This is a genomic window from Pseudomonas sp. B21-056 (genome assembly GCF_026016325.1).
Taxonomy (GTDB): Bacteria; Pseudomonadota; Gammaproteobacteria; order Pseudomonadales; family Pseudomonadaceae; genus Aquipseudomonas.
On sequence record NZ_CP087203.1, the window covers coordinates 4,606,259 to 4,628,896 of the forward strand.

Annotated in this window: 22 protein-coding genes, 4 tRNA genes and 1 pseudogene; 8 read left to right on the forward strand and 19 right to left on the reverse strand. The window is 60.4% G+C overall.

The window, feature by feature from the left end; all coding sequences use genetic code 11:
* Position 1 precedes the first annotated feature (1 nt).
* The 9 genes from LOY67_RS19860 to LOY67_RS19900 all read right to left on the reverse strand — a co-directional run bounded on the left by LOY67_RS19860 (position 2) and on the right by LOY67_RS19900 (position 6,854).
* The gene (locus LOY67_RS19860) at positions 2–1,222 is read right to left on the reverse strand and encodes an AAA family ATPase (RefSeq protein WP_265064081.1); all 1,221 of its coding nucleotides are present in this window, start codon (positions 1,220–1,222) and stop codon (positions 2–4) included.
* Positions 1,216–1,719: a TadE family protein gene (locus LOY67_RS19865; RefSeq protein ID WP_265064082.1), complete on the reverse strand. Its 504-nt coding sequence runs from the start codon at positions 1,717–1,719 to the stop codon at positions 1,216–1,218. The genes LOY67_RS19860 and LOY67_RS19865 overlap by 7 nt, the downstream gene beginning before the upstream one ends.
* Positions 1,719–2,198 carry a TadE/TadG family type IV pilus assembly protein gene (locus LOY67_RS19870; RefSeq protein WP_265064083.1) on the reverse strand — a complete coding sequence of 160 codons (480 nt, stop codon included), beginning with the start codon at positions 2,196–2,198 and terminating at the stop codon, positions 1,719–1,721. The genes LOY67_RS19865 and LOY67_RS19870 overlap by 1 nt, the downstream gene beginning before the upstream one ends.
* Positions 2,199–2,206: 8 nt before the next feature.
* Positions 2,207–3,559, reverse strand: coding sequence for a TadE/TadG family type IV pilus assembly protein (locus tag LOY67_RS19875; protein WP_265064084.1), 1,353 nt, complete (start codon positions 3,557–3,559; stop codon positions 2,207–2,209).
* Between the two features lie 31 nt (positions 3,560–3,590).
* The gene (cpaB, locus tag LOY67_RS19880; protein WP_265064085.1) at positions 3,591–4,406 is read right to left on the reverse strand and encodes a Flp pilus assembly protein CpaB; all 816 of its coding nucleotides are present in this window, start codon (positions 4,404–4,406) and stop codon (positions 3,591–3,593) included.
* Between the two features lie 15 nt (positions 4,407–4,421).
* Positions 4,422–5,750, reverse strand: coding sequence for an AAA family ATPase (locus LOY67_RS19885; RefSeq protein WP_265064086.1), 1,329 nt, complete (start codon positions 5,748–5,750; stop codon positions 4,422–4,424).
* Between the two features lie 2 nt (positions 5,751–5,752).
* The gene (locus tag LOY67_RS19890) at positions 5,753–6,283 is read right to left on the reverse strand and encodes a prepilin peptidase (protein ID WP_265064087.1); all 531 of its coding nucleotides are present in this window, start codon (positions 6,281–6,283) and stop codon (positions 5,753–5,755) included.
* 26 nt (positions 6,284–6,309) lie between these two features.
* The gene (locus LOY67_RS19895) at positions 6,310–6,504 is read right to left on the reverse strand and encodes a Flp family type IVb pilin (protein ID WP_265064088.1); all 195 of its coding nucleotides are present in this window, start codon (positions 6,502–6,504) and stop codon (positions 6,310–6,312) included.
* A gap of 155 nt (positions 6,505–6,659) precedes the next feature.
* Positions 6,660–6,854: a Flp family type IVb pilin gene (locus tag LOY67_RS19900; RefSeq protein WP_008070254.1), complete on the reverse strand. Its 195-nt coding sequence runs from the start codon at positions 6,852–6,854 to the stop codon at positions 6,660–6,662.
* 267 nt (positions 6,855–7,121) lie between these two features.
* Here LOY67_RS19900 and LOY67_RS19905 point away from each other — a divergent pair, with 267 nt between their 5' ends.
* The 3 genes from LOY67_RS19905 (at position 7,122) to LOY67_RS19915 (ending at position 10,097) form a co-directional block, all read left to right on the forward strand.
* On the forward strand, positions 7,122–7,991 hold the full coding sequence (locus tag LOY67_RS19905; RefSeq protein WP_265064089.1) for a DNA-binding response regulator: 870 nt from the start codon (positions 7,122–7,124) through the stop codon (positions 7,989–7,991).
* Positions 7,992–8,529: 538 nt separating this feature from the next.
* Positions 8,530–9,369: a DUF1266 domain-containing protein gene (locus tag LOY67_RS19910; protein ID WP_265064090.1), complete on the forward strand. Its 840-nt coding sequence runs from the start codon at positions 8,530–8,532 to the stop codon at positions 9,367–9,369.
* 14 nt (positions 9,370–9,383) lie between these two features.
* Positions 9,384–10,097 (forward strand): DUF1266 domain-containing protein, encoded by a 714-nt coding sequence (locus LOY67_RS19915; protein WP_265064091.1) that lies wholly within the window; start codon positions 9,384–9,386, stop codon positions 10,095–10,097.
* A gap of 88 nt (positions 10,098–10,185) precedes the next feature.
* Here the strand turns inward: LOY67_RS19915 and LOY67_RS19920 are convergent.
* From LOY67_RS19920 to LOY67_RS19935, 4 genes are all read right to left on the reverse strand, one after another.
* Positions 10,186–10,261, reverse strand: a tRNA-Gly gene (locus LOY67_RS19920).
* Between the two features lie 3 nt (positions 10,262–10,264).
* Positions 10,265–10,340 (reverse strand) — tRNA-Glu (locus tag LOY67_RS19925).
* A gap of 105 nt (positions 10,341–10,445) precedes the next feature.
* Positions 10,446–10,521, reverse strand: a tRNA-Gly gene (locus LOY67_RS19930).
* Positions 10,522–10,523: 2 nt separating this feature from the next.
* Positions 10,524–10,599 (reverse strand) — tRNA-Glu (locus LOY67_RS19935).
* Positions 10,600–10,967: 368 nt separating this feature from the next.
* Here LOY67_RS19935 and LOY67_RS19940 point away from each other — a divergent pair.
* Positions 10,968–11,726: a hypothetical protein gene (locus LOY67_RS19940; RefSeq protein ID WP_265064092.1), complete on the forward strand. Its 759-nt coding sequence runs from the start codon at positions 10,968–10,970 to the stop codon at positions 11,724–11,726.
* Between the two features lie 142 nt (positions 11,727–11,868).
* On the opposite strand, the gene LOY67_RS28635 is transcribed toward LOY67_RS19940, so the two are convergent.
* From LOY67_RS28635 to LOY67_RS19955, 4 genes and pseudogenes are all read right to left on the reverse strand, one after another.
* On the reverse strand, positions 11,869–12,750 hold the full coding sequence (locus LOY67_RS28635) for a methyl-accepting chemotaxis protein (protein ID WP_392396974.1): 882 nt from the start codon (positions 12,748–12,750) through the stop codon (positions 11,869–11,871).
* A 27-nt stretch (positions 12,751–12,777) separates the two neighbouring features.
* Positions 12,778–14,010 (reverse strand): annotated as a pseudogene (locus tag LOY67_RS28640) (methyl-accepting chemotaxis protein); the annotation flags it as partial.
* The gene (locus tag LOY67_RS19950) at positions 13,943–15,340 is read right to left on the reverse strand and encodes a PLP-dependent aminotransferase family protein (RefSeq protein ID WP_265064094.1); all 1,398 of its coding nucleotides are present in this window, start codon (positions 15,338–15,340) and stop codon (positions 13,943–13,945) included. The gene LOY67_RS19950 and the pseudogene LOY67_RS28640, both read right to left, overlap by 68 nt.
* Before the next feature lie 215 nt (positions 15,341–15,555).
* A complete protein-coding gene (locus LOY67_RS19955; protein WP_265064095.1) occupies positions 15,556–16,317 on the reverse strand; it encodes an SDR family oxidoreductase in 762 nt (253 codons plus the stop codon).
* A gap of 226 nt (positions 16,318–16,543) precedes the next feature.
* On the opposite strand from LOY67_RS19955, the gene LOY67_RS19960 reads away from it, so the two are divergent.
* A complete protein-coding gene (locus LOY67_RS19960) occupies positions 16,544–17,551 on the forward strand; it encodes an NADP-dependent oxidoreductase (RefSeq protein ID WP_265064096.1) in 1,008 nt (335 codons plus the stop codon).
* Between the two features lie 128 nt (positions 17,552–17,679).
* On the opposite strand, the gene pyrF is transcribed toward LOY67_RS19960, so the two are convergent.
* Positions 17,680–18,378: an orotidine-5'-phosphate decarboxylase gene (gene pyrF, locus LOY67_RS19965; RefSeq protein WP_265064097.1), complete on the reverse strand. Its 699-nt coding sequence runs from the start codon at positions 18,376–18,378 to the stop codon at positions 17,680–17,682.
* Between the two features lie 290 nt (positions 18,379–18,668).
* On the opposite strand from pyrF, the gene LOY67_RS19970 reads away from it, so the two are divergent.
* From LOY67_RS19970 to xopAW, 3 genes are all read left to right on the forward strand, one after another.
* Positions 18,669–19,427, forward strand: a complete 759-nt coding sequence (locus LOY67_RS19970) for a response regulator (protein WP_265064098.1) — start codon at positions 18,669–18,671, stop codon at positions 19,425–19,427.
* Positions 19,427–20,473 (forward strand): sensor histidine kinase, encoded by a 1,047-nt coding sequence (locus tag LOY67_RS19975; protein WP_265064099.1) that lies wholly within the window; start codon positions 19,427–19,429, stop codon positions 20,471–20,473. The genes LOY67_RS19970 and LOY67_RS19975 overlap by 1 nt, the downstream gene beginning before the upstream one ends.
* Before the next feature lie 150 nt (positions 20,474–20,623).
* On the forward strand, positions 20,624–21,355 hold the full coding sequence (xopAW, locus tag LOY67_RS19980; protein ID WP_265064100.1) for a XopAW family type III secretion system calcium-binding effector: 732 nt from the start codon (positions 20,624–20,626) through the stop codon (positions 21,353–21,355).
* A gap of 242 nt (positions 21,356–21,597) precedes the next feature.
* On the opposite strand, the gene LOY67_RS19985 is transcribed toward xopAW, so the two are convergent.
* Positions 21,598–22,635 carry an AI-2E family transporter gene (locus LOY67_RS19985; protein WP_265064101.1) on the reverse strand — a complete coding sequence of 346 codons (1,038 nt, stop codon included), beginning with the start codon at positions 22,633–22,635 and terminating at the stop codon, positions 21,598–21,600.
* Positions 22,636–22,638: the final 3 nt, after the last annotated feature.

The window sequence follows — 22,638 nt, forward strand, 5'->3', positions numbered from 1 at the left end:
GTCATCCCCCGAAGAAACGGTTGAAGGCGCGTTTGAACAGGCCTTTGTCTGTGCTCATCTGGTGACCGACCAGGTCTTCGGTCAAATCGCGCAGGGCAACGGTGATGGCCGCCCTCGGCGCGTGCAGCCCCAACGGCACGCCAGTGTTCTGACTCTGGCTGACCAGGTTGAAGTCATTGGGTAATCTGGACAGGTTCGCGCAGCGCAGGGCCTCGCCGATGTCCTTGAGGCTGATCGCGGCCGCCTTGTCATAGCGGTTGATCACGATCTGCAACTGGTCCCCGCGCACGCCCAGGTCTTCGCGCAGGATCCGCACCAGGGCGCTGGCATCGCGCAGGTGGCTGACGCTTTGTTGCACCACCACGTACACCCGGTCCACCTGCTCCAGCACGGAGCCGGTGAGATGGTCGATCTGCCGTGGTAAGTCCACCACCACCCAGTCGTAGCTGGCGCGAGCCAGTTGCAGGAGGGTGTCGAGCTGTTCCGGTTGGGCGTCCTGGGGCAGGCACAGCTCGCCGGCTCGGCCGCCCAGCACGTGCAGGGTCGGGCTGAAGTGGCTGCAGAAACCGCGCAGCGCGATGCTGTCCAGGTCGTCGATCTGCTGCAGCACTTCCAGGTGGCTGTGGGTCTGCGCCACGTCGAGGTAATGGGTCACGCTGCCGAACTGCAGGTCCATGTCCAGCAACAGGGTATTGCCCGCCCGGGCGCTCAGTTGCTGGGCCAGGTTGCAGGCCACCAGGGTTCCACCGGAGCCGCCCTTGGCGCCGATCACGGCGACCAGCTTGCCCTCGGCGCCATTGCCCAGGCGAACCTCGGCCACCAGGCGGTTCAGTGCGGCGGCCAATTCGTGTTCAGCGATAGGCTCGGGCAGCACGTCGCGGGCACCGGCCTGCATGGCCAGGCGCATGGCCTCCTGGTCGCCCAGCAGGCCGCACACCAGCATCGGCGGACGCTCGTGGGCCGGACGTTGCAGCAGCGCCGCCAGCTCTTCGCGCCACAGATGACTGACCCGCAACAGCAGCAGGTCAGGCATGCGTTCCAGGCCGTAGAGGGGATCGACATGCCCGTTGCTCACCAGCCGCGTACTGACTTCCAGGCAGGGCATGCGCTGGCAGACGCATTGCAGGTCGCGCAGGGACGCGGCGTCACGGCTGCTGATCAGCAGTCGCAACCCGGCTTTGCCGGTGACGGTCGGGACTGGGGTTTCTCTGGTATTCAGCATGGTGTGATCTCCCCGGAATCGGAATGACGCCCAAGGCTTTCGCGTGGCAAGGTTGCCCTGAATGCGGGCAAGGTAATGGGCACGCCCAAGCCGGGAATGAACAGGTTGAACACGTAACCCTGCACGCTCAACCGGACATAGCGAATGGCCCGGAAGCCGGTGGCACTGACCGTGTCGGTGGGATTCGCCACCACGGCGCCATTGACGTCCAGGTAGGTCAGCGCCAGGTTCGTGGTGGCCAGGCTGCTGATCAGTTGGCTGGTGCCTGCGTCGGTCGCGGCGTTGAAAATGGCCCGACGCAACACCACCGGATCGCTGATGTTGCACACCGCCGCCAGGCGCGCACCGCGTCGCGCGGCTTCGTCCAGGGCGTTGGCGGTGAAGTACAGCCGGCCCATCTCCACCACGCCGAACAACAGGATGAACACCAGCAGGCCGACGAAGGAAAACTCGACGATATAGGTGCCGCGCATGGACTTGTGGTTAAACGGCTTCATCACAGCGCCCTCATCACAGTGGTTGCGACCAGCGGAATGCCCAGCGGCATGGCGGCGCCGAAAAAGCCCGGCAGCGACCCGGCGCAATTGCCCGCGCCAATCACCGGGCAGAACGTGTAGCTGATGGTGACCCGCACATGGTCGGTGCCCACCGCAACGACCGTCACATTGGCCGTGGTCAACCCGGATATCACGGCACTGCCGACCTGGGCGGGTACGCCATACACCGCGACGTTTTTCGTTTGGGTCAACAAGGTGTTGCTCAGGGCGATGCCGCCCAACGTGGAGTTCCAGGCCTGGCCGGCGACGAAACGGCCGGCGTCGCGGCTGGCCTGCAACAGCACGTTGTACTGGTAGAGCATCCGGCCGAACTCGCCGAAGGCCAGCAACAGCATCAACACCAGGGGCAGCACCAGGGTGAACTCCACCAGCGCCACGCCTTGCTGGGCCTGCGGGTGTTTGAATTGGGTAAGTCCCATGACGCCTCCTACGAGTCAGTGCTCGGGTTGCCACTGCCATTGAGGTAGGTTTTGTAGAGCTGGATGATCTGCGGGCCGGTATCGGTGGACGGTGTGGGGCCCGGTACGCCATCGCCTTCGCATTCCTGGACGAACTGGCCGAAGACCAGGGAGTCCGAACCACCACCATCCACCGGTTGCACAACGAAGTAGCAGCCGAACCCCAACACGGGAATCGAGGTTGAACCGCCCTGCTTGCCGGTGCAGTTGCCGATGACGATCTTGAGCATCCGGCGTTCGAAAACCCCATTGCTCTGGCAGCCGCTGCCGCTCCCGCCGACACAGGCAGCGACCTGGGTCCGCCAGTCGTTGTAGTCCTTGATCGCCTCGCCGCCCGCCGAGAGATCGCCGTTGCTCGAGGTGACGGTTTTTCCTTTGTACTTCGCCTGATCGAGTGCATCGTCGTAAGTCATCGCCGGGGTGCTCGACGAGGTCACCAGGTCCGGTGGGTAATCGGAGGCACTGACCGGGCCGTTATAGATGCCGAAGCGTGTGTTCAAGCCCTGGGAGGTCGGGCCGGCCTTGTTGCCGGGTGCGGTCTGGACGTTATCGCCGACACTGCGGCAGACCGAACCGCCGCCCGCCAGGTCTTCCCGGACCGCACTGCCGCCGGAGCCGAAATCCAGCAGCTGGAAGTTGCCGGGCCCGATCGGCGAGGTGTTGCCCGCCGCCGTCTTCAGGACCTCCAGGTCACCAAAGTGATAACCCCAGAAGTTGCCGGCGGCCGGGTTGTATTGAGCGGGATCGCCACACACCATCAAGGGCGCCAGGTCACAGGGCGAGGTCGGGCTGGGCCCCGCGGTGGCAATCGCCGCCACCCTTTTATTGCCCAGGCCGGCGCTGCCCATGGTCTGGACGAAACTCCAGAAGAAGCCGTTCAGTTGATAGCTCGACACCGACACCCGCACGTACTTGGCATCGGCAGGCCCGGGATAAGAGAACGGACCGTAGACGCTGCTGGCCAGTTCCACCACGGCAAATGCTCCCGGATTACCGGCGACGGCAGTGGCCAGTTCCGTGTTGCCCGAGGCCTGGGAGTTTTTGCTCAGTGTATCCAGGGCCGCCGTGCGAGTGGTGCTGGCCATGTTCAGGCCACCGGTGACCTGGCTCAAGGTCTTGGCCCCGCTCAAGGCCGCGGCATCCACCGCGTTCTGCAACCGGGTCTTGTTGAGCAGCATGTGGCCGCCATCCAGGGCCAACGCTGCCATCATGGAGATCGCCACCAACGCGATCACCATCAATACGCTCACTGCCCCTCCCTGGCGCTGCTGGAAATTGGAACTCATCATCACGCCCTCGCTGACTGCCTTGAGGATCGCCATCGCCTGGCAACCAGGCTTTTTTCCGTACGGCTCAGCGAAGGTTGATTACCTTGCTTTCAACGCCACGGATCACCGTGACGGCGCCGCTGTCCTGCACCTTGACGACGCGTTGCACCACGGGCCTTGGCACCGGAGCAGCCGCTACCGCCATGACCGGAGGCGCTGGCGGCGCGACAGCCACGGCTTTTTTCTCCAGGTTCAGGGGGTTGCGCAGGGCCAGTTGCAGCTTGCCTTCAGTCTGCGCGGTGACCAGCGCCTCGGCTTCGAGCGCCGTCATCTCCAGCGTCACGGCCCGCACCACCACCGGTTGGGTCTTGTCGGTGCCCGCGGTCTGGTCCACCGCCAGCACCCGCAGGTTTTCCAGGATGGTCCGGGACGTGGCGTTGTTGCTGCCGGCGCTGGTGGTCTTGGTCGCCAGCACATCGACCCGGTTACCCGGCAACAGGAACCCGCCGACACCGACGACATCGTCGACCCGTACCGAGATGGCGCGCTTGTCGGGCGCGATCAGCGAGGCCAGGGTGCTGCCGCCCAGGTGCTCGCTCAGACGCGCACCGCGCACGATGTCGCCGCGCAGGATGTCAAACGTGGCGATCTTGCCCACGGCCTTGTCGCTGGAGTCGAAGGCATCGTCCGGGATCGTGTCCATCGGCATGCGCACGGTCGTGACCTGCTGGGCCTCGACCATTTGCCCGAAGGGAATTTCCACGGTGGCCACCACCACGCTGCGCAGGTGATCATCGGGAGTCGCGTTGAGTCGCGCGCTCAACCAGGAGTCGGCCATCCATGCAGCACCAAGGCCCATTACCAGGGAAACGCCAATCAGCGGAAGCGTACGAGAGCTCATGTCGGTATCTCCGAATCAAAGGAAGTCGAGCTGAACGAAGTAGTTGTGCCAGGCCCATTCCAGCTCTTGCGGCATCAGGGGTCCGGAACCGCCCAGGTAACGCTGGCGGTCGAGCGCCATGTTCAACAGGTCGCGGGGATGGCAAGGCACCAGGGGCATGCCTTCGCCGGCATACAGCCGCTGCAGCACATAGCGCACCAGCAGCGGGTCGTAAGGGACGCCCAGGCGCTCGCATTCCTGGCGCCAGATGCGTTCGTATTCGTCGGGCTTGAGGTAACCGAACTGCACCTTGTAGCCAATGCGCCGCAGGAACGCCTCGTCGGCCAGCTCCAACGGGTTGAGGTTGGTGGAGAACACCAGGATCAGGTCGAACGGCAACTCGCAGTGCCGACCGCCGCCCAGGTTGATGAAGTCGCGCTTCTCTTCCATGGGCACGATCCAACGATTGAGCAACTCGGCCGGGGCCATGCGCTGGCGGCCCATGTCGTCGATGATGAACAGACCATTGCTGGCCTTGAGCTGCAACGCGGCCTGGTATTGGCGAGTGAACGGATCGTAGCGAACATCCAGCTGCTCCATGCTCAACTCGCCGCCAGTGATGACAATGGGGCGTTTGCAGCACAACAGCCGACGGTCGATGCCTTCGTTGAGCATCAGGTTGTTCGGTTGGCTGTTGTCATCCAGGCGCTGGTGCACCTGCGGGTCGTAGATCTCGATCACCGACTCGTTGATGACAATGGCATGGGGCACCCAGATGGCTTCGGCAAACAGGCGAATCAGCCGGCTGCTGACATAGGTCTTGCCAGTGCCCGCCGGGCCATAAATCATGATCGCCCGCCCGGAGTTCAAGGCCACGCCCAACTGGTCGAGCATGCCTTGGCTCAACACCATGCCGGACAAGGCCCGCTGCATGTCGTTGGCGGTGATGCGGCCGTGGTGAATGGTCTGAATCTTGATCAGGGAACGATAGGTGCTCACCGGGAACGGCGCCGCACCGATATAACCGCTGCGGGCCAGGGCATCACGGGCGGAGCTGCGGCCGCGTTCGGTCAGGCCATAACGCAGGGCCTGGACACTCGCCTGGCCAATCTGGCCCAGCACCTCGACACGGCCGTCCTTGCGCAAAAACGCCAGGACTTCCTCCAGCACCGCGCCGGTCAGCGCCAGGCGCTCCACCAGGCGCGGCATGTCCAGCACACCGGCGTCATGCAGATGCTTGCACACCAACTCACCCAGAAAACTGTCGGTCAGGCCGGTGTCGCGAATCGTGCAGGGCTGGGGCGCCAGCCGCTGCACAGCCTCCCGTTCACTGGGGTAGGCATCACTATCGTTGATGACGTGCATGACTAGACTCCCCAGCCACTGGCAACCAGTTGCCAGTAGACGCTGTTCAAAGTGCCGATCAGGATCGCAATCGAATAAGGAAAGGGTTTGCCGGCCACTTCATCCGAAGTGGGCGCCAGATAGGACTGGGCGCGGACAATCAACCAGTAGCGCCCAAGGGTTTGAAGCAATTGGCCGCGGACCAGGACAATCAGGAATCCGCACACGCCGCCGGCGATCAGGCTGAACAACGCCGCCCACAGTGCGTAATGGAACGGCAGGAAGCTGCCGACCATGGTCATCAACTTGACGTCACCCGCCGCCATGCCACCCACCGCATACATCGGCAGGAACAGCGCGAAACAGATCAACATGCCCAGCAGGCTGTCACCCAAGCCACTGATCCCGCCCGTGTAGACCTGACCGGCCAGTCCCAGGGCGAGCCCCAGCAGGACCAGTGAGTTGGGGATGCGGTGGCGGAGCAGATCGCTCACCACCGCCACGCCCAGCAGTCCCAGCAGTATTAATGTCGACACCAGCAATTCCATGGACATGGTGCGTCTCCCGGTTGCAGTTATCGTTAGCAGGCAACGTTGCTGTTGACGACCTGGCATAGCGCCCGGATCTTGGTATCCACGGCGCCGCCCAACAGGACGAATGCCGCTGCCACCGCCACCGTGATCAAGCCACCCGCCACCGCATACTCGACAATGGTCAGGCCATCTTCATCTTTGGCGAACCGGCTGATCGAAGTTCTGATTGTGTGCAGAGTCATTTTATTTACCTCATGTTCAGAAGTAATACGGCAATGAACTTAGTTGTTGGGGACAGCGCCAAGTCCATTTGAGGTATTCGTTGTACTCACTGCAAAAGAGTCGCAAGCGTTATTCCGTGAAAGTTGCCGTGTCCCCCTATCGCAAATAGTTGCGATCAGCAGGCAACGTTGCCGTTGACGGCCTGGCACAGCGCACGGATCTTGGTATTCACGGCACCGCCCAGCAGAACGAAAGCGGCGGCCACCAATACCGTGATCAATCCACCGGCCACGGCGTATTCCACAATGGTCAGGCCATCTTCATCTTTGGCGAACTTCAGTACCGAAGCCTTGATAGTTTGAAGAGTCATTTTGCACACCTCATCGGGGTTGTTTTTCAGGGGCAGTACATTGCGAACTGCCTGATGCAACCCTAGTCAGGAGGCCGGCACAGCCGTTAGGAGGATTTTGCACATCGCTAGGATTATTTTGCGCAGATGCAGCCACAGGTGCCGAAGGGATCGCCGCGTTGGCGATGGCGATAAAAGCGGGATTTTTTATAAGAATTTATTCGGCGCAGTGATAGCACATTGACGATACTTCCGGCTAAAGGGCAGGAAGAACCACTGAGTAGGCACATGACGTCGAATCTGACCGGAAAGCCAAGGCTGTTGTGGTTCGATCTGACTCACGATCGGTCCACCAAGGAGCTCGCCAGCCAGTTCGAGCAAGCCTGCCATTGCACGTTGGCGACCAGCGCCACGGTGCCCGGTGGGGAGCAGGTCGACATGATCTGCATTCATTTCGACCGGCCGGACACCCCGGGCCTGAGGCGGTTGCTGGAGATCAAGCGGGCCGTGCCCGGCACGCCCATCACCATGTTCACCGTGCAGCACTCTGAAGAGCTGGCAGTCTGGGCCATGCGCTCCAGTGTCTGGGAATACATGGTCCTGCCGCTTTCAGCCCCCGAGACAAAGCGCTACCTGACGGCGGTGGTGCAATTGTGCGAGTTGCGGCGCAATACCGGCAGCCGGGGCAAGACGTCGCTGGTCGACCACTCCCCCACTCTACCGGACAGTATCCGCCTGACCTCCGGGCACCAGAAACACCAGGCCCTCAGCCATATCCTGCTGTACATCGACCAGCACTTTCGCGACAGCATCGACCAGCGCGACCTGGCCAAGCGTTGCGGCATGACGACGTTTCGCTTCAGTCGCCTGTTCAAGGAAGCCAATGGGCTGGGCTTCACCGACTACGTGTTGAACAAGCGCATGAGTTTTGCCAAGGAACTGCTCGATAACAGTGAGATGCCCATCACCAGTATTGGCTATGAAGCCGGCTTCAAGGATCCGTCCTACTTCGCTCGCGCCTTCAAGCAGTACGCCAACTGCACCCCCAGCGAATACCGCCTGGCGCGGCAAAGGCGTACCGCGGTTGCCACGCCATCGGAGCCGGACGAAGCGAGTACCGCAGCGCTTGAAAGCCTGGTGCATAGCCTGGAGGGTTGAGGGTTATCGCTCAGCAAGGGTTGGGAAAAGCTTTCGAAAGAAGTTAACCATTCAAATCAGCCCCTTCCCCAAAGATGGGTGACTTGCGTCGGATCAGTGATAACAAAATGCAGTGCTTGTTGTGTGGATTACAGGACCGAAGCATCGCCGCGGGATGACGCTTAGTTAGCAAAAGGATTACATAGGGTAGGCATCCCCCTACTTTCACTAAACTGCTGGATCGCAAGTAAGCAGACCAAAAAAAATAATGCTATCGCTAGACAGTTGACGCCAAAAAAACCCTATGCAAGACTGCTGGGGCTGATAAAAATACGTACTCTCTGGCGCAAACACCGCCATTGCCAGTACAGACTGATATTTTCAAAGACTCGATAAAATTGTGACTGTGGCGCCCCGCCTTTCACATAGAAGCAAAAAAACCAACCACTACCGAGACTAAAAAAATGAGCACATGGCTTCCCCTTATTGCAGTAGTTGCGATTGTTGCACTGTATGCCTTCCTGAAGATAAAAGGCATCATCAAATAAGCAAACCCGTCATGAGCAACACCTTGCAAGCACAACAGAGTTGTCCACTTGCAACCCACCGCCCTGCTTCGCGCAGGGCTTTTTTTATAGAGAGCATCATTAGAATGAACGTGTATCTGATCATTGCCGTAATAGCCGTTATTTTCATCATCTACATAGGCATAATGGCCAAATACAGCTCAACCAGAAGAAAAAAACAGATAGCACAATTTTCCAGTGACCATACCGAACTTGGGATTGATAACGAACAGTTATCCATACTCACTTTCGGCGCCATATCAGCCATTTTGCACAGAGAAAACTTCTGGGTCATGTCACCGCAACAAGGCTTGGATAAAAGCTTCTACGGTCTGAAAAGACAATGGAAAATCACCTCGAAAGAGGAAGCGCAATCGACACTGAACACGCTACTCGGCTTGGGCGCAAGTAATGAGGTAGACATCCGTATAAAAAGCGAATCCATCAAGGGCTTGACTAAAATACAGAACGAAATCTCGAAACTATTAAAAATCCCAACCGAGGCAGTTACGAGCATCACTTCGACGTTCGCTTATGATCTGTCGCGCGCCGTGGAAGTGGCGAAGTGGAGTTTCTGGAATGGATACCTGACAGAAGAAGAAATGTGGGCATCTATTGCAAAGATTCCTGAAATGGCTCGTCAGCGAAGCACGGATTGGGAAGAGTACAGCATCTCTTTCCTTCTAGGCTTCACGCTTGACATTCCCTCCCCCGAGGAACTGGATGAATGCCATATCATTGTGAAGCACCTGCTATCGGGAACCAGCTGGGATTATTCGGGCATGCGCATCCCTGCGATCTACACAGACATCCAATTTAATGCTCAGGAATAGAACCAGGAGCTTATATGTTATTCGCCACCGCCTCGGTCCTGGCATTAGCGTTCACCTGCTATGCACTGATAAAAATTTCAAGTCTTTATAAAAACAGGCAGTTCATAGCGAAACAGTCTGGAAAGCCGCTGACTGACGCTCAAAAGAAAGGCCTGGCTTATGGGGGCATTCTTTTTGCAATGCGCGGTGAAAACATCCTGACGTTCTATCCTGACAGAAATATTCTTCTCTATCCTTTCGGACTTAAAAACCAATGGCAGATTACCTGCCCCACCGAAGCAAAAGAGGCTATCAACGAACTGTTGGAGCGTCAGAAAAGCCAGGAATATGATCTTTCCATTCAACACAACGCCCTTAATACCGATCTCATCTGGAAGTCTATCTCCAGACAAATTGACATCCCGGTGACTGAGCTGAAGGACACCACTTCGACCTATGCATGGGACTTGGCAAGAGCTGTCTCGCTCTCGAAATGGTGCTACTGGTGCGGGTACATTAGCGAAGAGGAAACCTGGGACTTCATTTCCTCAGCATCAAACCAGGCAAGCGAGTTAGGCAGTAACTGGCGGGACTATACGATTTCTTTTTTGTTGGGCCGGACAATTCAAGGCTTCGATCTGGATGATGTCGCCTTGATCGCGAAAGCCTTGATCACCGGGCAGGCATCAGATAAAACGAACAGGATTCAAGACGTTGATATTTATCAGCGATTCGATTTCAAAGGCTAATGGATCCATGCGTTCTGAAGCTTATGCGCAAGGCGCCATATCTGATGCATAAAAAAACGCCGCTCAATGAGCGGCGTTTTTTTGAATTTGGAGCGGGAAACGAGACTCGAACTCGCGACCCCGACCTTGGCAAGGTCGTGCTCTACCAACTGAGCTATTCCCGCAAATGGCGTCCCCTAGGGGACTCGAACCCCTGTTACCGCCGTGAAAGGGCGGTGTCCTAGGCCACTAGACGAAGGGGACACGCTACCCGGAACACATGGTGTGTATTCCAGTGCCCAGATCCTAACCCGAAGGTTTCGTTTCTGGTTTCACTCAACCCTGCCCGAAAGCAGGATTGTTTAAAATTGGAGCGGGAAACGAGACTCGAACTCGCGACCCCGACCTTGGCAAGGTCGTGCTCTACCAACTGAGCTATTCCCGCATTGGCGTCCCCTAGGGGACTCGAACCCCTGTTACCGCCGTGAAAGGGCGGTGTCCTAGGCCACTAGACGAAGGGGACACGCGTACAACATTCACTGCTTATGGCGCTTGGCTGAGTGCTTTACGCTGTAAGTGGCGCGCATTCTATGGATGGATTGAGGGGTCGTCAACCCCCAGATATAAATTTATTTAAATCAATGACTTCGCCCGGTTTCAGGGACGATTCGCAGATTTTGCCCGTCCAGTCTCTGACGCCTATATTCTGTCGCCCGCCAAGACGTTATAGTCGCGCCCGGCAAATAGTGGCAATGTGCATCTACGCTACTGTACCCATAGGCAGCACGACGCCCGTCTAATCTCGTCGCTCGGACCTATGCGCTTATAAGCCTAGCCACTACACTGATGTATGCGAACCCTATTAAAGAGGTCTTACCGGTGACACCACTCATGATCACCCTGCTTGTCGTAGCCGGGATCGCACTGTTGATCGCCATTGGCTACATGAACCACGTGGCGGAAAACAACAAGCTGGAAAAGGCCCGCACCAAGGTTGAACTCAACGACCGCCTGCGTCGTTGTGGCGAACTCACCGAAACCTTTCCCGGCCAGCTGATGACCCCGGCCCTGAAGCTGCTGATCACCCGCCTTGAGATCAACGTCTGCCAGCGCTTGCTGGGCATGGAGAAGACCAATGCCGCGGTGAAGGCACGCCTGGACGAACTGAACGCCCTGGCCGCCCAGGGCGAATCGATCCCGGTGAACAATCCCCCGGCCCCGATCCAGACCGAAGCCAAGGCCAAGGACGTGCGGTTCCTGCTCGAGGCCCTGCACGGCCAGATCACCCGCGCCGCCCAGGACGGTTTCCTGCCGCCCAACGAAGCCAAGCGCTGGATCCGCGAAGTCCGGCACATCCTGGTACTGCTGCACATCGAATTCTTCAACAACCTCGGCCAACATGCCTTGCAACAGGAACAACCGGGGCAGGCTCGCCTGGCATTCGAACGTGGCGTGCAATACCTGCGCAAACAGCAGGAACCACAGGTCTACGCCGAACAACTGGCTTACCTTGAGAAACTCCTGGCCCGCGTCAATGCCATGGTCCTGGCCAGCACCAAGGCGGCCGAAGGTGAAGTCAACCAGCTGACCGAAGGCTTGAAGGAAGACGAAATAAACGATGAGTGGAAGAAGAAGAAGGTTTACGACTGAGGCCGACCGGTGCGCAGGAGCTGTGTAGGAGCTGGCGAAGCCTGCGATCTTTTGATCTTTTGATCTTTTGATCTTTCGCTTGCGACTCAATTGTCAGGGGAAAGATCGCAGCCTCGTTGCACTCGACAGCTCCTACAATGGTTTACAACCTGAAATGCCCCACCATCCCCTTCAGCTCAACGCCCAACTGCGCCAGCTCAATGCTGGACGCGGCGTTGCCTTGCATCGCCAGGGAGGACTGATCGGCACTGGCACGAATGCTGGTGACGCTGCGGTTGATTTCTTCGGCGACCGAGCTCTGCTGTTCGGCTGCTGCGGCGATCTGCTGGTTCATCTGCTGGATCAACGACACGGCTGCCGCAATGCTGCCCAAGGCACTTTCGGTTTGCAGGGCATCGCTGACCGCCATCTTCACCAACTCGCCACTACTCTGGATCTGCTGCACGGAAGTCTGGGCGGCTGAACGCAAGGCGCTCACCAACCGCTCGATTTCCTCGGTGGACTGTTGTGTGCGCTTGGCCAGGGCCCGCACTTCATCGGCCACCACCGCAAAGCCCCTGCCCTGCTCACCGGCGCGGGCCGCCTCGATGGCGGCATTGAGCGCCAGCAGGTTGGTTTGCTCGGCGACGCTCTTGATCACGCTCAATACCGTACCGATGTTCTGGATCTCGGCGCTGAGGCTTTCGATGCTGGAACTGGCCGACGTGGCCGAGTCGGCCAGTTGCTCGATACGCACCATGCTCTGGCGCACCACCTGCTGGCCGCTTTCGACTTTGTCGTCGGCGGTCTGAGCCGCCTGGGCCGCTTCTTCGGCGTTGCGCGCCACATCATGCACGGTGGCGGTCATCTGGTTCATGGCCGTGGCAACCTGCTCGGTTTCCTCTTTCTGGCTGCTGACTTCCAGGTTGGTCTGTTCGGTCACGGCCGACAACGACTGGGCAGAGTTGGCCAGTTGTTCGATACCGGACTGCAAGCCACTGACGATACTGCTCAGCCCTGCCCCCATCTGCTGCATCGCCAGCATCAACTGGCCGATTTCATCCCGGCGCGTCACTTCGACCGTTGCACTCAAATCCCCTCCGGCAATCTGCTGGGCGACACGAATGACGCTGCGCAGCGGTGCCACGATCAGCCGGGTAATGACCCAGGCTGCAACCAACCCCACCAGCAACGCCAGGGCCGACGAACCGATGATCAACAACGAGTTCTTTTTCAACTCGGCCTGCATGGCCTGATCTTCGGCGGCATAGGCCTGGTCAACCCGCTCTACCACTTGGGCAGCCCGTTCATGCAACTGCCCGGAGACGACCTTTTCCTGGGCCAGCAGGCCGGTATATTCGGCCAGTTTCTCGTTGAACCCGGCGATGTGCCCGGCCACTTCGTTGATCACGGTCTGATAGCCCGGATCCTTGATCGTGGTCTTGAGCTCTTCGGCCTGCTTCATGGCCTGCTCGGCCTGTTCGATCTGGCCTTGTCCGGCTTCCTCACTGCCTTTGCGGGTCTGGTCGAGGCGCACCCGCGCCTCGTTCATGGCCACCAGCATCAGCCGCGACACGTCACTGACCTGGTTGGCTTGCTCAACGAAATCGGCGCCCTCCTTGCCTTGGGTTTCTTTCAAGGTATAGGTCCCGTCATCCGCCAGCCCTGCCCGCAGCACATCGAGGTTATTGGCGACGCTGGAGACCGACCAACTGGCCATTTCCAGGGCCAGGTCCTTGCTCTGGCTCAAGCTGACGAACTCGTCGAACGCCTTGCGATAAGCCAACAGGGCCTGCTCCACGTCGTTCATCACCGGCACGTTGGCAGCCGACTGCGCCTTGAGCTCATTGGTCTGGGCAATCAAGCCATCGACGCTCTTGTGCAAGGCATCGACCGTCTTGGGATCGGAGCGCAACGCATAGTCCTGTTCAATCAGCCGGACCTTGAGCAGCTCGCTGCTGAGCGAGGACATCTGCTTCAAGCCATCGAAGCGCTGACTGATGGTTTGCAGGGACCAGACCCCGATCTCCGCCACAACAGCAGTGAGCAGCAGCACCAGGACAAACCCGATCCCCAACTTCTTTGCCATACCCAGGTTGGCAAAACGTCTTTGCACGGCCGAAATCATTGCGCTCAGTCCTCTGCCAGTGTGTGTAATCGCAGATTCGCAACGAGACGCCCCATCGCACAAGATGCTGGCGTCGGAATAATGGCAAAAAGCTACGGCTCCGTCGTTTTCAGAACGCTTGAGGTCGATCCGGACCCGTGGCCCGGAAGAACGCCAGCGCCCTGGAGTCCCGGGCATAGGCCACGTTGATCCGCAGCCAATCACTGTCGGCACCCGAAGGGCTGAACGCCGTACGCGAAGACAGCAACACGCCGAACCGCTTGGCCAGGCGCTGTAATCCAGCGTAGTCGCACATGGGCGGACGCGCCCAGATAAACAGCCCGCCGGCCGGCTTACCGAAGACCGTCCAGTCGGCGTCTTCCAGTACCTGGAGCACCGCCGCCATATCGGTCCCCAGGCGTTGCCGCTGGCGCTGGACCAGCTTGCGATAGGCGCCGTTGGCCAACAGGCCGGCGACAACCGATTCGCAGAACCGCGAACCGCCCATGCTGGTGACCTCCTTGACCTTGCTCAAACGCTCGATGATCGCAGCCCCGGCCACCACGAAACCGACTCGCAACGAGCTGCTCAGGGTTTTCGAGAAGCTGCCCACGTAAAGCACGTCGGCGTCCAGCGCTGCCAACCGGGTGCGCGTCGTGCTCTGGAAGTCGGCATAGACGTCGTCTTCGATCACCAGCACGGCGTGCTTGCGGGCCAGTTGCAGCAACTGCTGGGCCACGGCCGGCACCAGGCAACTGCCGGTTGGGTTGTGACACGCGCTGTTGATGAACAAGGCGCTGGGCCGGTGCGTCGCCAACAGTGCCTGCAACGCATCGACGTCCGGGCCCCGTGGTGTCCTGGGTAATTCGATCATGTCGATCCCATGGAGCCTGAGCAGCTCGAACAGGTTCGAATAGCCGGGGCTTTCCACCACGACGCAACACCCCGGGCGCAGCAGTGTCCGCACGATCAGGTCCAGGCCATGGGTCGCACCTGTCGTGGTCAGGATGAGGTTTTTATCCACATTGATATTGAGCTGCTTCAGCCGCCTGGACAGTTGCTCACGCAAGGCGGGCAACCCCAGCGGCGTGCTGTAGTTGAACAGCCCCGCCATGTCGGTGCGGGACACCTGGCGGATCGCATAGGCCAGGTCATCGCTTTCACGCCAACGCTCGGGCAAGCCGCCGCTGCCCAACTTCAGTTCCCACTGCACATTGTCGGTTGAATCTACCCGAGCACGCCGCGCCTCATCCGTCACGCCTGCGCCTACGTGGCCATGCCCGGTCGAAGCAGGTGATGCGACAAAAAAACCCGCGCCATGGCGGGAGGCCAATATCCCTTGGGCAACCAGGCGCTCACACGCTTCGTTGACGCTGGACTGGCTGAGCAGATTCTCCCGCGCCAATTGTCGGATGGAGGGCAAGCGAGTCCCCGGCTGCACCCCATCCTGTCGAATCCAGCCGGCCAACGCGTCGACAATTTGCTGCACGACAGGCACCAGGGCCTGCCGGTCGATTCTCAACTCCATGAGTAACCAAGCTCCTAAGCGATTGTTTTATTTCCAGAAACAGTCGGTTTTCGGATGGCAGTTAAGCACAGGGTGTCGCCGGACGATGTACGACAACCTCGCCAAAAGGGCCGATTCTCACGCCTTGAAACACATTGACAGGCCGATCCAGGGAATTTCCCGTCGCCAAAGAAAAAGCCCGCAACAAGTACGGGCTTTTTCCTACAACATCCCCTTCAGAACGCGGTGACACCGCCGTCCACTGCCAGCGAATGGCCAGTGGTGAACGCCGCGCCATCGCTGCACAAGTACAGCACGGCGCTGGCGATTTCCTCGACCTTGCCGATACGTCCTACCGGGTGCATGGCGTTGGCGAAATCACCCTTCTTCGGATCGGCCTCATAGGCGCGGCAGAACATGTTGGTGTCGATCACCGCCGGGCAGACCGCGTTCACGCGGATCTTCTTCTTGGCGTATTCAATGGCGGCCGATTTGGTCAGGCCGATCACGGCATGCTTGGAAGCTGCATAGATGCTCATTTTCGGCGCCGCGCCGAGGCCGGCCACCGAGGCGGTATTGACGATGGCGCCGCCGCCCTGGGCCAGCAGCAGCGGCAACTGGTATTTCATACACAACCAGACACCCTTCACATTGACACCCATGATCGCGTCGAACTCATCGAGGGTGCCGTCGGCGAGCTTGCCCTTCTCGATCTCGATCCCGGCGTTGTTGAAGGCGTAATCGAGGCGACCATAGGTACTGATCACTTCGTTCATCAGGTTCTGTACGTCGCTTTCCAGTGTCACGTCGCAGCGTACGAATACCGCTTCGCCGCCTGCCTCGCGAATCAACTGCACCGTGCCCTCGCCACCCGCCACATCCAGGTCGGCCACCACGACTTTCAGGCCTTCTGCGGCGAACGCACAGGCGGTGGCGCGGCCGATGCCCGCGGAGGCGCCGGTGACTACGGCGACTTGTCCGGAAAACGTCATGCTCATTGTCAGTTCCTTGAAGGATGCGGGGGATGTGCCAGTGTAGTCACGGCCATGGGTTGCACAGCAGCACTATCCAGATGCCGGTTGGACATCCATGGACACCAGTGATAACAGCCCCGGCGGCATTATCACCGGGTTGTATCGGCCTGCATTCGCTACCCCGGCAAACCTTGCGACAACCGCTTCGAAGGGCTATCAACAAAGCTTCATTTCATCTTGAGTACCCACCATGACTGCCCAGACCAATCGCCAGTTCCTGCTCGCCAAACGCCCGGTGGGCGCCGCGAACCGCGAAACCTTCACTTATCAGCAAGTACCGGTCGGCGAGCCGGCGGCCGGTCAGATCCTGGTCAAGAACGAGTACCTGTCCCTGGACCCGGCCATGCGCGGCTGGATGAACGAGGGCAAGTCCTATATCCCGCCGGTGGGCCTCGGTGAAGTGATGCGTGCGTTGGGTGTGGGCCAGGTGATTGCCTCGAACAACCCGGGGTTTGCAGTTGGGGACTACGTCAACGGCGCGCTGGGCGTGCAGGATTATTTCCTCGGCGAGCCAAGAGGTTTCTACAAGGTCGATCCGAAACTGGCGCCGCTGCCGCGTTATCTGTCCGCCTTGGGCATGACCGGCATGACCGCTTACTTTGCCCTGCTGGACGTCGGCGCCCCCAAGGCCGGTGAAACCGTGGTGCTGTCGGGCGCCGCCGGGGCCGTGGGCAGCATCGCCGGGCAGATTGCCAAGATCAAAGGCTGTCGCGTGGTGGGCATCGCCGGTGGGGCCGACAAATGCAAGTTCCTGATCGAAGAATTGGGCTTCGACGGCGCCATCGACTACAAGAGCGAAGACGTCCAGGCCGGCCTCAAGCGCGAATGCCCCAAAGGGGTGGATGTGTATTTCGACAACGTCGGCGGCGATATCCTGGATGCCGTGCTCAGCCGCTTGAACCTCAAGGCCCGCGTGGTGATTTGCGGCGCCATCAGCCAGTACAACAACAACAAGGAAGCGGTGAAGGGGCCGGCCAACTACCTGTCGCTGCTGGTGAACCGGGCGCGCATGGAAGGCTTCGTGGTCATGGACTACGCCTCGCAGTTCGCCGCCGCTGGCCAGGAAATGGCCGGCTGGATGGCCAAGGGGCAGCTCAAGAGCAAGGAAGACATTGTCGAAGGGCTGGAGACATTTCCCGAGACGCTGACCAAATTGTTCAGCGGCGAAAACTTCGGGAAACTCGTGCTCAAGGTCTGACCGGTCACGATCCAAAAAACTGTGGGAGCGAGCCTGCTCGCGATAGCGGTCTGTCAGTTGACAGGGATGTCGACTGACACGGCCTCATCGCGAGCAGGCTCGCTCCCACATTGGTGTTCAGTGCGGGATCAGGCCAGTTCGGCCACAACCGCCGCCAGCGCCTTGGCCGGATCCGCCGCCTGGCTGATCGGACGCCCGATCACCAGGTAATCGGAACCGGCGTCCAGTGCCTGGCGTGGGGTCAGGATACGGCGTTGATCGTCCTGGGCACTGCCCGCCGGACGAATCCCCGGGGTCACCAACTGCAGCGACGGGTGCGCCGCTTTCAGGGCACTGGCTTCCAGGGCCGAGCAGACCAGACCATCCATACCGGCCTTCTCGGCCAGCGCTGCCAGGCGCAACACCTGCTCCTGAGGCTCGATGTCCAGGCCGATCCCCGCCAGGTCCTCACGCTCCATGCTGGTCAACACGGTCACGCCGATCAGCAATGGTTTCGGGCCGCTGCGCTGATCCAGCACGTCACGGCAGGCCGCCATCATGCGCAGGCCGCCGGAGCAGTGCACATTGACCATCCACACGCCCATCTCCGCGGCAGCCTTGACGGCCATGGCGGTGGTGTTGGGGATATCGTGGAATTTCAGGTCGAGGAACACTTCGAAGCCCTTGTCGCGCAGGGTGCCGACGATCTCCGATGCGCAACTGGTGAACAGTTCCTTGCCGACTTTGACCCGGCAGAGCTTGGGGTCCAACTGGTCGGCCAGCTTCAGGGCGGCGTCACGGGTAGGGAAATCCAGGGCGACGATGATAGGCGTCTGGCAGGCGGACATGAGCGGGCTCTCAGGCAAGTCGAAATCGGCGCGCATTGTAGCGGAACCAGCGCCCGTGCGGGACCCGATGATCGGTAAATCATCATGGCGCCCCGCTCAGCATGGACAATAGTGGCCTTTGTGTCCAAGCCGATACATTCAGGACATGCGGGCAACACGCCAGTCCGTTACCGTCCCGCGCCGCACCCGTCCCTATAGCGCTTCACGTGCCTGGGCCCGAAGCCTATGCTGAAGCCACAACCTCGCCGCCATCTTTGCGGTTGGCAGCCTAAATGGCAGATGATGCATCCATGCAGAACACCCCCGTTGCGAATTCTGGCGATCAAAAAGCGTCAGGCGATGACAAGCGCTGGAGCATTCGCGCACTGATCGTCGATGACGATGTGCCGATCCGCGAGCTGCTGATCGATTACCTGGCCCGTTTCAACATTCGCGCCAGCGGCGTGACTGATGGCGCGACCATGCGCCAGGCCATGCAGGCCGATCATTTCGACGTGGTCGTGCTCGACCTGATGCTGCCGGGCGAAGACGGCTTGCAGTTGTGTCGCTGGTTGCGCGCCGAATCGGATATTCCGATCCTGATGCTCACCGCTCGCTGCGAACCCACCGACCGCATCATCGGCCTGGAATTGGGTGCCGACGATTACATGGCCAAGCCTTTCGAACCCAGGGAGCTGGTGGCGCGGATCCAGACGATCCTGCGCCGGGTGCGCGACGACCGCACCGAGCAGCGCGCCAACATCCGTTTCGATAACTGGCGGCTCAACAGCGTTCTGCGCCAATTGATCTCCGCCGACGGGTTGGTGGTGCCATTGTCCAATGCCGAATTCCGACTGTTGTGGGTGTTCATCGAGCGACCGCGTCGGGTGCTCAGTCGCGAACAGTTGCTGGACGCCGCCCGTGGACGCTCCATCGAGGCGTTCGACCGCAGCATCGACCTGCTGGTCTCGCGCCTGCGCCAGAAACTCGGTGACGACCCCAAGGCCCCGCAGTTGATCAAGACCGTGCGCGGTGAAGGCTACCTGTTCGACGCGCGGGACATCGGCTGATGCGATTGCGCCTCGACTCCCTGTTCGGTCGCCTGTTCGGCGTGCTGTTGCTGGCGATCGTCCTGGCGCATCTGTTGGCCTTTGCCTGGTTCATCCAATACGACCAGCCGCCACCTCCCGGCCCACCCCCGGAGTTTTCCCGGCAAGGTGACGGGCCACCGCCATTCCCTCCCCCACCCGATCATCGTCCCCGCCCCTGGTTCGGTGGCCCGGTGGTACCGCTGACGTTCCAGTTCGTCTGCCTGATCATCGCGGCCTGGTATGGCGCCAAGCTCCTGACCCGGCCAATCCAGCGCCTGAGCAATGCAGCCGAACGCCTGAGCGAGGACCTCGACAGCCCACCGCTGGACGAAACCGGCCCGCGGGAGGCCCGGCAGGCAGCCCATACGTTCAACCTGATGCAAAAGCGCATTCGTGAACAGGTCCAGCAGCGCTCACGCATGCTCGGGGCGGTGTCCCACGATCTGCGCACCCCGTTGTCACGGCTGAAGCTGCGCCTGGAAAAGATCGACGACATCAAGCTGCAAGACCAGATGCGCCAGGACCTGGACGACATGATCGGCATGCTCGACGCGACCCTCTCCTACCTGCACGAACAGCGCACCAGCGAAGCGCTGCAGTGGATGGACGTGCAGGCCCTGGTGGAGTCCCTGAGCGAAAACGCCCAGGACCAGGGTGCCGACGTACAGGCCAGCGGCTTCTGCGCGCCCCTGCAGGTGCAACCGATGGCGCTGCGCTCGTGCATCAACAACCTCATGGACAATGCCTTGCGCTACGCCGGGCATGCATCGATTGCCCTGGAGGATCAGGGCTTCCAGGTGTTGATCCGGGTCATCGACCATGGCCCCGGTATCGCCGAGGACCAACGCGAAGCAGTGTTCGAACCTTTCTACCGCCTGGAAGGCTCGCGCAACCGCAACTCCGGCGGCGTCGGCCTGGGCATGACCATCGCCCGGGAAGCCGCCGAGCGCCTGGGTGGGCAATTGAATCTGGAAGAAACCCCGGGCGGCGGCTTGACCGCGGTCATCCGATTGCCTCGCACCTGAGCCCCTGTGTGCCACCTCCCACAGGGGATCCGGATGAACCAGAGTTTTGTACACCCCCCGGTACAAACCCCACATACCCACGACAACTGCCCCGCCGAGGCTGCATAAGCCGGTGCACCCACCGGCTATTTCACCCCAAGGAGAGCGCCCATGATCGGCAGCGTCAGCAGTAGCAGCTACTCGACGTACACCAGCATCAACAGTACCGCGACCAACAGTGCCCGCAGCCAACAGTTCCAGAAGGAACTGTTGAGCAAGCTCGACAGCAATGGCAATGGCTCGGTCGACCAGGATGAACTGAGCACGGCCCTGTCGCAGAAAAGCGACGACGGCATCCTGGTCAGCCTGAGCAAAAATTTCAGTGACCTGGACAGTGACAGCAGCGGTGACCTGAGCAGCGATGAAATGGCCGCAATGGCCCCGCCGCCACCGCCGCCCGGTGACCAGCCGCCGAACACCGAACTGGCCGATGCGCTGCTCAGCGCCCTGGACTCCGACGGTGACGGCTCGGTCAGCAGCGACGAGTTGAGCAGCGGCCTGTCCAGCGCCGGCAGCAGTGCCGACAGCACCCAAGTGTTCTCGGCCCTGGACAAGAATGAGGACGGCACCGTCAGCCTCGACGAACTCGCCGCCAGCCTCGCACCACCACCACCGCCGCCGCCACAACAGGCTTCCAATGAGGAACTGTTCAGCCAGCTCGACACCGACGGCGACGACAGCGTCACCGCCAGCGAACTGACCAGCGCCTTGCAGTCCAGCGACAGTTCCACCACTCAATCCAGCGTCAGCGAAGCACTGAACAGGATGATCGCCAATCTCAGTCGGCAGTATTCGCTGGATGACGTGGCGAGCGTGGGGAAACATCTGAACGTGGCGACCTGATGCCCTGAGAGCCTGGCCCCACAAACGCCAGGCTCATTGATCAGGATCACACTTGTGGCGAGGGGATTTATCCCCGCTGGGCTGCGTAGCAGCCCCAAACTGCCTGCATAGAAGTAATCTGAATACCCAGGCGCCAGCTTTTTAGGGCTGCTGCGCAGCCCAACGGGGATAAATCCCCTCGCCACAGATAAGTCCCTCCACCACAAATAAATCTTTCACCACAGTTAATCACCCATACCGAATCACCGCGCCTGGCTCTTGCTCCAATCCGTCAACAGGCTGTACGCCACCGCCAGCAGCGTGGGGCCGATGAACAGGCCGATGAAACCGAACGCGATCAACCCGCCGAACACCCCCAGCAACACGATGACCAATGGCAGGTTTCCACCCCGGCTGATCAGGTAGGGTTTGAGCACGTTGTCCACGCCGCTGATGATGAACGTGCCCCAGATGCCGAGGAACACCGCCATCCCGTAATCGCCCTTCCACACCAGCCAGGCCGTGGCGGGGATCCAGACCAGCGGCGGCCCCATGGGAATCAGGCTGAGCAGGAAGGTGGCGATACCCAGCACCAGCGCACCCGGCACCCCGGCGATCAGGAAACCGATCAGCGCCAGCAAGGCCTGGGCGGCGGCGGTGCCGATCACGCCGTTGACCACCCGTTGCACCGTACCGGCCACCAGTTCGATGTAGTAACCGGCACGGTCGCCGATCAGACGCTCGAGCAGCCCATGGACAAAGGTCGCCAGGCGCGGGCCGTCGCGATAGAAAAAGAACACGAACACGATGCTCAGGGTCAGCTCGAGCATGCCGCCGCCAATCTGCTTGCTGCGGGCCAGCAGCCAGTTGCCGACCTGCCCCAGGTACGGCTTGATGGACACCATCATCGCCGCCCCCTGCTGGTCGATGCTGTTCCAGATCGCTACCAGCCGCCCACCCACCAGCGGCAAGCCACCCAGCCAGGCCGGGGCGTCGGGCAGGCCATCGACCTGCACGTCCCGGATGAATGCCGTGGCATCGCGTACATGGTCAGCGAGGTTGAGCCCCAGCCACACCAAAGGTACCGCCACCAACAGCATCCAGCCCACCGTCAGCACCGCCGCCGCGAGGGATTCGCGGCCATTGACCCAGCGGGTCAGCAGGCGCATCAAAGGCCAACTGGCAAAGGCCAGCACCGCGCCCCAGAACAGCGCCGACCAGAACGGCGCCATGACCCATAGGCTGGCACCGAACAACACCAGGAGCAGGATCTGCACCAACAGCCGATCGTTATTGAGCATGAA